Genomic DNA, 11,046 nt, shown 5'->3' on the forward strand with positions numbered 1-11,046 from the left:
GGGATCGAACGGCTCAGGCGGGCAGCAGCTCCGCGACGAGCGCCTGCACGCGGGCCCTGATGTCGTCGCGGATCGAGCGGACCTCCTCGAGCGGCCGGCCCTTCGGGTCGGCGAGGTCCCAGTCCTCGTAGCGCTTGCCGGGGAAGACGGGGCAGACGTCGCCGCAGCCCATCGTGATCACGACGTCGGAGGCCTGGACCTGCTCGGTGGTCATCAGCTGCGGGACGGCCTGCGAGATGTCGATGCCCTCCTCCGCCATCGCCTCGATCGCGATCGGGTTGATGCTGTCGCCGGGCTCGGAGCCGCCGGAGCGGACCTCGACGGCGCCGCCGGAGAGGGCGCGGAGGTAGCCGGCGGCCATCTGCGAGCGGCCGGCGTTGTGGATGCAGACGAAGAGGACGGTGGGGGCGGCCATCGGGGCTCCTGGTGTCGAGGGGCGGTGCTCGGAGGAGCACGGGGCGAGGGTAGCGCGCCCGGGCGAACGGCTCGCGCGCCTGCGGAGCCGGAAGAGACTCCGACGGCCGGGTCGGGAATATACCCCCCGGGGGTATGTTGCACTCCCCTGGACCGAACCGGAGGAGACACCATGACCGACCACGCCCACCACCACCCGACCACCTGGCGCGCCGCCGCCCTCGCGACCCTGCACTGCCTGACCGGCTGCGCGATCGGCGAGGTCCTCGGCATGGTGATCGGCTCCGCCCTGGGTCTGCCCGCCCTGGCGACGGTCGCCCTCTCGATCGTCCTCGCGTTCGTGTTCGGCTACACGCTCACGCTGCGGGGCGTGCTCCGCTCCGGAGTGACGTGGCGCGCCGCCGTCGGCATCGCGCTGGCGGCCGACACCGTCTCGATCGCCGTGATGGAGGTCGTCGACAACACGGTGGTGCTCGCGATCCCCGGAGCGATGGACGCGGGCCTCTCGTCCGGCCTCTTCTGGGGCTCGCTCGCCGGCGCCCTGGCCCTGGCCTTCGTCGTCACGACCCCGGTGAACCGCCTGCTCATCTCCCGCGGCCGCGGCCACGCGGTCGTCCACGGCCTGCACGGCTGAGCCGCGCGGGCCTCGACAGGGCGCCTGCGGCGGCTGCTCGACCAGCAGGAGGCGCGTGCCGATCGAGCCGCGCGGGCAGCGGGCGCCGCGAGATCCCGCCGGGCGTCAGCCCTGCAGGCGGCGGTAGTGGCGGTTGCGGACCGAGAGGATCGCGCCTCCGATCACCGCCGCGAGGAACGAGCCGGCCAGGACGCCGACCTTCACGTGGTCGTCGGACTCGCTGCCCGCGCCGAACGAGAGCTCGCCGACGAGCAGCGACACCGTGAATCCGATGCCGGCCACGAACGCCATGCCGATCACGTCCACCCAGCGCAGCGACGGATCCAGGCCGATGCCGCGGAACCGGGTCAGGAGGAAGGTGCTCCCGGCGATGCCGAGCGGCTTGCCGAGCACGAGGCCCGCGATGATGCCCACGGCGATCGAGTCCTGGAACGAGTCGACCAGGCCCGCGACTCCGCCGACCGTCACTCCGGCCGAGAAGAACGCGAAGACCGGCACCGCGACCGCGGTCGAGAGGACGCTCCAGCGATCGGCGAAGTGCGCGGCGAGGCCGTCGTAGACCGGGCGCCCCTCCGCATCCGACCCCACCTGCACCCGGGCGCGCTTCGTCGCGACGACCGGCACGGTGAAGCCGAGCAGCACGCCCGCGACCGTGGCGTGGATGCCCGAGGCGTGCACGAGCGCCCACGTCGCCACTCCGAGCGGGATCAGCACCCACCAGGCGCGCACGCCGCGCTGCACGCAGACCGCGAAGACCGCCAGCGGCACCAGCGCGAGCAGGAGCATCAGCACGTCGATGCCGGCGGTGTAGAAGACGGCGATGATCGTGATCGCGATGAGGTCGTCCACCACGGCGAGCGTGAGGAGGAACGTCCGCAGCGCCGGCGGGAGGAAGCGGCCGACCACGGCGATCACCGCGACGGCGAAGGCGATGTCGGTGGCGGCGGGGATCGCCCAGCCGTCCAGCGCGGCTCCTCCGCGGGGCAGGTTCACCGCGGTGAAGATCAGGGCGGGGACGGCCACGCCGCCGACGGCCGCGACGATCGGCACGAGCGCCGTCTTCGGGTCGCGGAGCTTGCCGGCGACGAACTCCTCCTTGAGCTCGAGCCCGACGACGAAGAAGAAGATCGCGAGCAGGCCGTCGGCCGCCCACGACCCGACGCTCAGCTCGAGGTGCAGGGCCTCGGGGCCGAAGCGGAAGTCGCGGACCGCGCTGTAGAGCGCGGACGCGGGGCTGTTGGCGACGATCAGGGCGAGGAGGGTCGCGGTGAGCAGGAACGCTCCGCCGACCGTGTCCTTCTGGAGGGTCTGGCGGAGTCCCCGCCAGATCGAGTGGGGGGCCTGATCGGCGGGCAGGGGCTGGTGCGGCATGAGGGGTTCCGTCCGGAGGGGTGGGTGAGCGCGGGGACGCGGCCGCGGACTCCGGAGGAGGGGCGGTCGCGGGTCAGCCGCGCGGCGGGGGGCAGCCGGCGATCTCGCCGTGCGCGTTCGTCCCCCAGGAGCTGAGCCATCCGTTCGTACCCGAGGCGCGCTTGGTCAGCAGCAGCCGGGTCGGGTACGCCGCGGCGGCGCGCGCGCGGGCGCGGCTCTGCGGAGGGAGGGTCAGGGGCACCTGTCAAGGGTACCGGTGGCGCCCGTGAGGGGGCAGGGTGCGGACGAGCGCGCGGAGAGGGGAGCCGCTCTCCGCGTGCTGAGAGAGCCGCGCATGCCGACGCCCGCGCCGATCCCGCCGCCGTCCGGCGCCGCGGGCGCCCGGAGCTCGCCTTCGCGGCCGGCGCGGAGGCGCCCGTCGCAGCTCCGTGCTCCTCGCGCGGGAGCAGCCGCGACCCCTGCACGCTCCACCCGGCACCGGTACCCCTACCCGTGGATCCACCGCAGGCGCATCGTAGGGCTATGAAGCAGATCCAGTACGCCGGCGCGACCTTCCAGGTGGGGGACGCGGTCGCCGACGCACTCGTCTCCTACGCCTCCGGGCTCGCCGCTCACGGCCGCACCGACAGTGTCGAGCTCCCCGTGCTCGGCGGCGACGGCCACGCGACGGTCGTGACGCTGCTGCTCAACTCCGCGACGAGCCTCTTCGTCTCCGGCGCCGCAGGCCTCCTGCCCGGGCTCGACGAGAAGGCCGTCGCCGCCGACCTCCGCCAGCGGACGCAGTGGCTGGACGCGGTCCCGGCGGTCACCGCCGTGGAGCCGAGCGCTCCGGAGGACCTGATCTGGCTCGAGTTCCCGGAGGTCGCGGCCCTGATGGACCCCGAAGCCGGCGCCCACTCCCCCGCGACGCTCCACCTCGTCGAGCACTCGCCGCGGCGCGACTCCCTCGTCTTCACCGTCGTCTACGTCAGCACCCTCGACCGCGACCTGGGCTCGGGGGAGATCCGCCGGCTGCTCGAGACGAGCCGCCGCAACAACGTCGAGCACGGCGTCTCGGGGATGCTCGTCTTCCGCGGCCGCCGCGTGATGCAGCTGCTCGAGGGCGAGGAGTCGGACGTGCGCTCGCTCTACGCGCGGATCCTCGCCGACCCGCGGCACGAGGGCGTGGTCACCGTCTGGACCAGCGTGCACGAGCAGCGGCGCTTCCCGGACTGGTCGATGGGCTTCGACGAGCTCGACCTGCCCGTCGAGCGGCCCGCCTCCTGGCCCGAGCCGGACCTCCCCGAGCAGTCGATCGACGCCGTGGCGGACGACTACCTCCGCCGCCGGTCGGAGGCGCTGCGGAGCGCGCTGGTGAGCAGCGACCCCCTCGTCGCGAGCCTCGCCGTCATCCTGCACGGGCACCGCCCCGAGCGCGTTCTCGAGGGCGGCGCCGGAGTGCGGCTCCGCTGCGCCGAGTGCCGCGCCTTCGACGCCCACGACGGGTACGACTCCTACCCCTGCGCGACCGCGAGGACCGCGATCCAGGCGCTCGAGGCGGCCTGACGCGAGCCGGGCGGCCGTGCGGGATCACCGTCCCGGGGCACTCCGAGCGCACCCCCCTTCCGCGGGTCTGCGCAAGCCCGTCCGCTCGCCCCGGCGCGCCCCTAGGGTGAGGCCATGACCGATCCCGGCGCGGCCCGCCACGACGTCCTCATCATCGGCGGCGGCAACGCCGGACTCTCGACCGCGGGACGGCTGCGGCGCTCCGGAGTGGACGACGTCGCGGTGATCGAGCCCCGGTCGACCCACGTCTACCAGCCGATGCTCTCCCACGTCGCGGGCGGCACAGCACCCGCCTCCGCGGCGACCCGGCCCCAGGGCTCGGTGACGCCGAAGGGGATCGTCTGGATCCAGGACCGCGTCGAGACGATCGACCCGGTCGCGCACACGGTCACCCTCCTCTCCGGCCGCACCGTCGGCTACGGGCAGCTCGTCGTCTGCCCCGGGATCCAGAAGGACTGGGCCGCGGTCCCCGGGCTCCAGGAGGCGATGGACTCGCCGTTCGGAGTGTCGAACTACGAGTACGAGTACGCCCGCAAGGCGTCGCAGGTGCTCCGCGAGGTCCGCTCCGGCACCGTCGTCTTCACGCAGCCCGGCGGCCCCGGCACCTGCTCCGGCGCCTCGCAGAAGCCGATGTACCTCGCCTGCGACTACTGGCGCGCGACCGGCGTCCTCGACCGCATCCGCGTCGTGCTCGTCGTGCCGACCCCCACCCTGTTCGGGATGCCGCTGATCGACTCCGAGCTCGAGCGGAAGGTGGCGGAGTACGGGATCGAGGTCCGCTACGGCCGCGAGCTGGTCGAGGTCGACGCGGCCGAGCGGAGGGTCGTCCTCGCCGTCGACGAGCGCGCGACCGCCCTCCCCGGCCCCGACCGCGCGCGGCGCTCGACCGACGGCCCGCGCGAGACGCTGTCGTACGACGTGCTGCACGCCGTGCCCCCGCAGTCGGCCCCCGACTGGCTGGCCGGCACCGGACTGGCCGCCGAGGGCGACGAGGGCGGCTTCGTCGAGGTCGACCCGCTGACCCTGCGGCACCCGCGGTTCCCCGACGTCTGGGGGCTCGGCGACGCGGCGGCCACGGTCAACTCGAAGTCCGGAGGAGCGCTGCGCCAGCAGACCACCACGCTCGCGAAGAACCTCGTCGCCGCGCAGAAGGGCCGCCCGCTCCCCCGCGTCTACAACGGCTACTCCGTCTGCCCCTTCGTGGTCTCGCGCTCGAGCGTGGTGTTCGCCGAGTTCGACGACCGCTACCGCCCGAAGCCGACCGTCCCCTTCTGGACGGGCCTGGCGAAGGAGCGGCGCCTCACCTACCTCGCCGACCGCCGCGTCCTGCCGTGGGTGTACTGGAACCTGATCCTGCAGGGACGGGCCTGAGCGTCCTCTTCCGGACATGTCCGGAAGAGGCGCTTGCCGCTGCCGGAGGCGCTCCCGAGACTGAGGGGTCGGCACCACCGTCCGACGTGCCCCCTCGTCTCCTGGAGGACCCGATGCGGCCCAGCCCGACTCCCGACCGCTCCGGCACCGCGCGATGACGACCGCGCAGGACTGGGGGCCCTCGACCGACGCGGACTCCGCCGGCGGTCCGCCCGCCTCGCGGAGGCAACGCGTGCGCGCCTGGATGCGCGGCGGCTCCTTCGGGCCGACCGGCCTCACCCGGCGCGGCTGCCTCCTGGTGCTGGCGTCGGTGCTCGTGGTGGCGGTGCCGGTCGTCGCGCTGACGCTCGCGCATGTCGATCCGCACGCGTCGCTCAAGGTCTGGATCCTGGCGATCACGCTGATCGCGCTGGTCGGAGCGCTGCTCCGGGTCGTCGCCGACGCCGGTCCGGACCCGCAGGCCGACCTCGACCGCGCGGGCAAGGCGGTCGGAGCAGTGGCCGCGGCCTACACGGCGCTGGCCGTGATCATCGACTGGGGGATGCTGCACCTCTGAGGCGCGGTCAGCGGGCCTCGTCGCGCGGGTCGTCCGTGCCGTCGGGAGCGCTGCCGATCACGTCCGGTGTGCCGCCGGTGCCGCCCTGCGCGCTCCCGGTCCCGCCCTGCGCCGCTCGCTCGTCCTCGCGCCGGCTGAGCCAGCCCGGGCCCTCGCGCCGCAGCCGCTCCGCCTCCGGACTCGGGACGGGCGGCGCCGCCGGCCGCCGCAGGAGCCGCACCTGCCGGACCGCGCCGAGCACCACTCCGGCGCCGAACAGCGGCAGGCCGAGCAGGAGCACCAGCCACAGCGGCGCGTGCCGGCGTCCGCCGCCGACGACCGCGCCGAGATCCCAGCCCGCGTCCGCCGCCAGCCAGAGCATCCCCGCCACGAAGACGGCGCTCACCAGCGAGAGCGCCCAGGGCTGTGCGAGGAGGAGCGCCTGCGTGCGCTCCGTGCGGAAACCCTTCGCCATGCGCCGATCCTAGGCGGGCGTCAGCCGGCGAGGATCCGGTCGACCAGCCCCTGCGCGTCGCCCTCCGCGGGAACGATCTGCACGGTGTCGCCCTCGATCGGCTGCATGACGGAGAGCGCAGACTCGACCCGGTCGCCCACGCGGAGGAGGAGCCGGGCGTCGGCCCCCTCGTCGATGGCCGCCTGCGAGCCGCGGCGCAGGAGGGCGGCGCCCGCCTCGTCGAACCGGACGTCGACGACCCCCGTGCTCGGATCGGCCTCGACCGCGGCGACGCCCGCGCGGGTGAAGTCCTCGGGATCGACGAGGACGTCCTGCCCGCCGACCGGGACGCACTGCGGATCGGAGCCGGGCTCGCAGAGCGCCGAGACGGCGACCCCGAGGCCGCCGACGGGCTCCGGAGTGGCGGACGGGGACGCCGCGGGCGACGACCCGGCGGAGCAGCCGGTCAGGGCGAGCAGGAGGAGCGCGGCGGCTCCGGGGGCGGTGCGGCGGATCACGGGGTCTCCTCGGGTCGCGTCGGAGCGCGCCACGATACCGAGGCTTCGGCGTAGCGGCCACTCGGCGGCACGGCTCCGGCGGAGCGGCTGCGGGCGGAGCGGCCGGTCCGCGGCACGGCCTGGGCGGGCGGCGGCGGCCCGCCCTCAGAGCCGGACGACCAGCTTCACCGCCGACACACCCTCGTGCAGCCGGTCGAGGGCGGGCTGCAGCGCGGCGAGCCCCTCACCCACCACCTCGGGCGCCGGGGCGCAGACGTGACGGCCCTCGGCGAGCGCCGCCGGCAGGTGGTCGCGCCACAGCATCGGCCCCACCTCGTTCGTCATCAGCGAGCCGCCCCAGACGAAGCGGGCGCGGATGCCGCGGCGCCGGGCCGCGATCTGCAGCGCCGCGGTGCCGCCGACCACGCGCAGCATCGTCCGCACGAAGGCGGCGCTGACACCGCGCCGGCGCGGGAGCGAGCCGAACGAGACGGAGGGGCTGGCCAGGGCGACCCGTCGCGCTCCGGTGGCCGCGGCCACCGCCACCGACGGGGCACCGGAACCCGTCCCGATCGCGAGCACCCCCGCGACCTCGTGGCCCGCGAGCGCCGCCACCAGGTCGGCGACGACGGTGGGGCTGCGGTAGTCGAGGACGATCTCGGCGCCCAGCTCGCGCATCCGATCGTGGTTGCGGGGGGACGCGGTCGTCGCCACGCGGTGCCCGGAGGCGACGGCGAGCTGGATCGCGTTGCTCCCCACGCTCGTCGTCCCACCCCAGACCACGACCGTCCTGCCCGTCGGCCGGACCGGGGCGCTCGGGTGCGGCAGGGCGAGGTGGTCCCGCTGGAACAGCGCCGTCGCCGCCGTCGAGACCGCGAGCGGCAGCACCGCCGCCTCCTCGAAGCCCAGCCGGTCGGGGATCGGCGCCGCCAGGTCCTCGCGCACGACCGTGTACTCCTGGAAGGCGCCCTCGTCGCGGTTCCGCCGCCCGCGCTCCATCCCGACCGCGTACGCGACGACCCGGTCGCCGACGGCGAAGCGCGTCGCTCCAGGGCCGACCGCCTCGACCACTCCCGCCACGTCCTCCCCGAGCACCGCCGGGTACGGCACCCACCGGAACATCAGATCGCCCGTCCACTGCTTCATCTCGTCGACCGGATTCACGGCCAGGGCGCGGTTGCGCAGCAGGACCTCCCCCGGACCGGGGACGGGCATCGGAGCGGGGCGGACGACGAGGTCGGCCCGCGGGGCGGTCAGCAGGGCGGCGGCGTTCTCGGGCACGGGCGGCTCCAGTCGGAAGTGATGGCAGGACGTGTCGTCACACTACTCCTGATGACACGTCGTGTCGTCAGCTATCCTGGGCGGATGTCACGCTGGGCCCCCGACGCCGCCCTCCGCCTCGAGCAGGCGGCGATGGAGCTCTTCGCCGAGCACGGCTACGCGGGCACCACCGTCCCCGCGATCGCGGAGCGCGCCGGGCTCACCACCCGCACCTTCTTCCGCCACTTCGCCGACAAGCGCGACGTCCTCTTCCTCCGCGAGCGCGAGTTCCCCGAGATCGTCGGCCGCCTGCTCGCCGGCGCCCCCGCCGGCCTCGCGCCGATGGACCTCGTGATGCACGGCCTCGAGGCGGCCGCCTCGGGCGACCTCCAGACCTGGCGCGCTCCGATCGCCGCCCGCCGTGCCGTCGTGCGCTCCGAGTCGCAGCTGCGCGAGCGCGAGCTCCTGAAGTCGGCCGCCCTCGCCGAGAGCATGCGCGCCGCCCTCGTCGACGCCGGAGTCGCGCCGGAGGACGCGGCCCTCGCCGCCCTCGCGGCCTCCGCCCTCTTCGACCTCGCCCTGGAGCGCTGGCTCGCCGCACCCGAGGGGTCCCTCCTGGTCGACGTCCTCCGCGCCGAGCGCGCACGCCTCGGCGCGCTGCTCGCGCGCTGACCCGCACGACGCTGTCGAGGCGTCGCGAACGGTCGTCCTCCGCGGCGGGAGGCGACCGTTCGCGACGCCTCGGACCGGCGAGCGGGGGACGATCCGCTCAGAGCGCCCAGGGGAAGGCGGGGGCGTTCGAGCGGGCGCCCTGCGCGGCCTTCGAGCGGCCGGGCTCGCCGAGCTCGGCGAGCAGCGCCTCCGACTCGCCGACGAGGACCGCGAGCGCGCCGGGCGTGAACCAGTCGGGGCGCAGGGCGAACAGGAGGTCCTCGGTCGCCGTGTTGCCGCTGGCGCCCGGCGCGAAGGGGCAGCCGCCGAGGCCGCCGAGCGCGCCGTCGACCACCGCGGCCCCGGCCTGCACGGCGGCGATCGCGTTCGCGACGCCCGAGCCCCAGGTGTCGTGGCCGTGGAACACGATCTCGCGCGGCGGGGACTCCGCGGCCACGCGCGAGACGAGCGACGCCACCTGGCCGGCGTGCGCCTGCCCGAGCGTGTCGCAGACGACCACGTCGGCCGCTCCCGCCGCTCGCGGGTCACGCGCGATCGCGAGCACGCGCTCCGGGTCGACCGGGCCCTCGAACGGGCAGGTGAACGAGGTGGCGATGCACAGCTGGATCCGCCCGCCGACGCTCTCGGCGAGCGCGACCGCCTCCGGCATCGCGGCCAGGCTCGCCTCGGTCGGCCTGCCGACGTTGGCGAGGTTGTGCGAGTCGGACGCCGAGAAGCAGTACTGGAAGCGGCGCGCCCCCGCGGCGGCCGCACGCTCGACGTGGCGCGGAGTCGCGACCCACACCCAGCACCGCTCCAGCTCCTCGGGAGTGAGCGCGGCGATCACGTCGAGGGTGTCGGCCATCGGAGGGACGAGGTCGCCGCGCGCGAGCGAGCCGATCTCGAGCTCGGGCACCCCCGCGGCGAGCAGCGTGCGCGCGAGGTCGACCTTGCGCTCGGTCGTCAGGAGCTTGCCGGTGAGCTGCAGGCCGTCGCGGAGGGTGACGTCGCGCAGACGCGCGGAGGCGAGCGCGGTCACCGGCCGGCCTCCTCGGCAGCGGCGGCGGAGGGAGCGGCAGGAGCCCCGCCGGCGGAGGGAGCAGCGGGACCGGTGCCCCGGAGCATCCCCAGCACCTCCTCGGTGTCCTGGCCCAGGTCGGGCGCGAGCGAGCGGATGGGGAGGGAGCGGCCGCCGAGCACCGGCACGATCCCCGGGAAGCCCACGCCGCGCAGAGTGCCGCCGGCGTCCTCGACGTCGAAGGGCTGGATCATGTCGCGCGCCGCGTACTGCTCGCTCGCGCTGATGTCGGCGGCCGTGTAGATCGGGCCGGAGGGGACGCCCTCGTCGTCGAGGACCGCGAGCGCCTCGGCGGCGGTGCGGCCCGTCGTCCACGCGCCGATCGCCGCGTCCAGCTCGTCGCGCCGGGCCCAGCGCTGCTCGTTCGAGGCGAGCGCCGCGTCCTCGCCCAGGTCGGCGCGGCCGATCACCGCCATCAGCCGCTGGAAGATCGCGTCCGCGTTCCCCGCGATCACGATGCTCGCCCCGTCGGCGCAGGTGTAGGCGTTGGTCGGGGCGATGCCCTCCATCCGCCCGCCGACGCGCTCCCGGACGATGCCGTGCGCCTGGAAGTCGGGGATCAGCGACTCCGTCATCGAGAACATCGCCTCGTGCAGCGCCACGTCGACGACCCGCTCCGCCAGCGGTGCCGGATCCAGCCCCGCGGAGCGGCGGGTCTCGCGCTGGAACAGCGCCATCATCACTCCGTAGCCCGCGTACAGCCCGGCGATCGAGTCGCCGATCGAGACGCCGACGCGCACGGGCGGCCGGTCCGGGTCGCCGACCAGCTCGCGGAACCCGCCCATCGCCTCCGCGACCGCCGCGAACCCGGGCCGGGCCGACAGCGGGCCGGTCTGCCCGAACGCGGAGATGCGGCCGATCACGATGCCGGGCCGGGCCTCGTCGAGCACGTCCGGCCCGATCCCCCAGCGCTCGAGCGTGCCGGGCCGGAAGTTCTCGAGCACCACGTCGCACTCGGCGACCAGGCGGCGGACGGCGTCGCGCCCCTCGTCCGTGCGCAGGTCGAGCGCGATCGAGCGCTTGTTGCGGTTGATCGTGTGGAAGAGGAGCGAGGTCTCGGACCCCTCGTGCAGCCGCCAGCGGCGCAGCTCGTCCCCCGTGCCGGGCCGCTCCACCTTGATCACCTCGGCGCCGAAGTCGGCGAGCAGCCGGCCAGCCGTGGGCGCCGCGATGAAGTTGCCGAGCTCGAGGACGCGGACGCCCGCGAGCGGGAGGGGTGCGGTCATGGCACGGCCT

At 75.1% G+C, this 11,046-nt stretch carries 13 protein-coding genes; 5 read left to right on the forward strand and 8 right to left on the reverse strand.

The window, feature by feature from the left end:
* Positions 1-13: 13 nt before the first annotated feature.
* Complete coding sequence (locus tag C5C25_RS05765) at positions 14-415, reverse strand: arsenate reductase ArsC (protein WP_104222419.1); 402 nt, start codon at positions 413-415, stop codon at positions 14-16.
* Between the two features lie 171 nt (positions 416-586).
* Between C5C25_RS05765 and C5C25_RS05770 the strand changes: the two genes are divergently transcribed.
* Positions 587-1,048 carry a DUF4396 domain-containing protein gene (locus C5C25_RS05770; protein ID WP_104250014.1) on the forward strand — a complete coding sequence of 154 codons (462 nt, stop codon included), beginning with the start codon at positions 587-589 and terminating at the stop codon, positions 1,046-1,048.
* Positions 1,049-1,153: 105 nt separating this feature from the next.
* Here the strand turns inward: C5C25_RS05770 and nhaA are convergent, their stop codons facing one another.
* Positions 1,154-2,419 (reverse strand): Na+/H+ antiporter NhaA, encoded by a 1,266-nt coding sequence (gene nhaA / locus C5C25_RS05775; RefSeq protein WP_104250015.1) that lies wholly within the window; start codon positions 2,417-2,419, stop codon positions 1,154-1,156.
* A gap of 73 nt (positions 2,420-2,492) precedes the next feature.
* A complete protein-coding gene (locus C5C25_RS16460) occupies positions 2,493-2,660 on the reverse strand; it encodes a hypothetical protein (protein WP_181133650.1) in 168 nt (55 codons plus the stop codon).
* A 281-nt stretch (positions 2,661-2,941) separates the two neighbouring features.
* Between C5C25_RS16460 and C5C25_RS05780 the strand changes: the two genes are divergently transcribed.
* From C5C25_RS05780 to C5C25_RS05790, 3 genes are all read left to right on the forward strand, one after another.
* Positions 2,942-3,964, forward strand: a complete 1,023-nt coding sequence (locus tag C5C25_RS05780) for a BLUF domain-containing protein (RefSeq protein ID WP_104250016.1) — start codon at positions 2,942-2,944, stop codon at positions 3,962-3,964.
* Positions 3,965-4,078: 114 nt separating this feature from the next.
* Entirely contained in the window at positions 4,079-5,335 is a 1,257-nt protein-coding gene (locus C5C25_RS05785; RefSeq protein WP_104250017.1) for an NAD(P)/FAD-dependent oxidoreductase, read from the forward strand.
* A gap of 154 nt (positions 5,336-5,489) precedes the next feature.
* Positions 5,490-5,891, forward strand: coding sequence for a hypothetical protein (locus tag C5C25_RS05790; RefSeq protein WP_104226999.1), 402 nt, complete (start codon positions 5,490-5,492; stop codon positions 5,889-5,891).
* A 7-nt stretch (positions 5,892-5,898) separates the two neighbouring features.
* Here C5C25_RS05790 and C5C25_RS05795 read toward each other — a convergent pair whose 3' ends face one another.
* The 3 genes from C5C25_RS05795 to C5C25_RS05805 form a co-directional block, all read right to left on the reverse strand.
* Complete coding sequence (locus C5C25_RS05795) at positions 5,899-6,345, reverse strand: hypothetical protein (RefSeq protein ID WP_104247793.1); 447 nt, start codon at positions 6,343-6,345, stop codon at positions 5,899-5,901.
* A gap of 20 nt (positions 6,346-6,365) precedes the next feature.
* The gene (locus tag C5C25_RS05800; protein ID WP_104234350.1) at positions 6,366-6,842 is read right to left on the reverse strand and encodes a hypothetical protein; all 477 of its coding nucleotides are present in this window, start codon (positions 6,840-6,842) and stop codon (positions 6,366-6,368) included.
* Between the two features lie 144 nt (positions 6,843-6,986).
* Positions 6,987-8,102: a zinc-binding alcohol dehydrogenase family protein gene (locus C5C25_RS05805; RefSeq protein ID WP_104250018.1), complete on the reverse strand. Its 1,116-nt coding sequence runs from the start codon at positions 8,100-8,102 to the stop codon at positions 6,987-6,989.
* 84 nt (positions 8,103-8,186) lie between these two features.
* Between C5C25_RS05805 and C5C25_RS05810 the strand changes: the two genes are divergently transcribed.
* Positions 8,187-8,753, forward strand: coding sequence for a TetR/AcrR family transcriptional regulator (locus tag C5C25_RS05810; protein WP_181027219.1), 567 nt, complete (start codon positions 8,187-8,189; stop codon positions 8,751-8,753).
* Positions 8,754-8,850: 97 nt separating this feature from the next.
* On the opposite strand, the gene C5C25_RS05815 is transcribed toward C5C25_RS05810, so the two are convergent.
* Both C5C25_RS05815 and C5C25_RS05820 read right to left on the reverse strand, forming a co-directional pair.
* A complete protein-coding gene (locus C5C25_RS05815) occupies positions 8,851-9,771 on the reverse strand; it encodes a hydroxymethylglutaryl-CoA lyase (RefSeq protein WP_104250020.1) in 921 nt (306 codons plus the stop codon).
* Positions 9,768-11,036 carry a CaiB/BaiF CoA-transferase family protein gene (locus tag C5C25_RS05820; RefSeq protein ID WP_104250021.1) on the reverse strand — a complete coding sequence of 423 codons (1,269 nt, stop codon included), beginning with the start codon at positions 11,034-11,036 and terminating at the stop codon, positions 9,768-9,770. Before C5C25_RS05820 ends, C5C25_RS05815 begins: the two co-directional genes overlap by 4 nt.
* Positions 11,037-11,046 lie beyond the last annotated feature (10 nt).

Origin of the sequence: Rathayibacter sp. AY2B9 (assembly GCF_002931595.1) — a bacterium.
Classification (GTDB): domain Bacteria; phylum Actinomycetota; class Actinomycetes; order Actinomycetales; family Microbacteriaceae; genus Rathayibacter.

What these genes read in the sequence shown, in the direction of transcription:
- nhaA (WP_104250015.1), bottom strand. Translation starts at nt 2,419, where the DNA reads ATGCCGCACCAGCCCCTGCCCGCCGATCAGGCCCCCCACTCGATCTGG.
- C5C25_RS05820 (WP_104250021.1), bottom strand. Translation starts at nt 11,036, where the DNA reads ATGACCGCACCCCTCCCGCTCGCGGGCGTCCGCGTCCTCGAGCTCGGC.
- C5C25_RS05780 (WP_104250016.1), top strand. Translation starts at nt 2,942, where the DNA reads ATGAAGCAGATCCAGTACGCCGGCGCGACCTTCCAGGTGGGGGACGCG.
- C5C25_RS05810 (WP_181027219.1), top strand. Translation starts at nt 8,187, where the DNA reads ATGTCACGCTGGGCCCCCGACGCCGCCCTCCGCCTCGAGCAGGCGGCG.
- C5C25_RS05770 (WP_104250014.1), top strand. Translation starts at nt 587, where the DNA reads ATGACCGACCACGCCCACCACCACCCGACCACCTGGCGCGCCGCCGCC.
- C5C25_RS05790 (WP_104226999.1), top strand. Translation starts at nt 5,490, where the DNA reads ATGACGACCGCGCAGGACTGGGGGCCCTCGACCGACGCGGACTCCGCC.
- C5C25_RS05785 (WP_104250017.1), top strand. Translation starts at nt 4,079, where the DNA reads ATGACCGATCCCGGCGCGGCCCGCCACGACGTCCTCATCATCGGCGGC.
- C5C25_RS05765 (WP_104222419.1), bottom strand. Translation starts at nt 415, where the DNA reads ATGGCCGCCCCCACCGTCCTCTTCGTCTGCATCCACAACGCCGGCCGC.
- C5C25_RS05795 (WP_104247793.1), bottom strand. Translation starts at nt 6,345, where the DNA reads ATGGCGAAGGGTTTCCGCACGGAGCGCACGCAGGCGCTCCTCCTCGCA.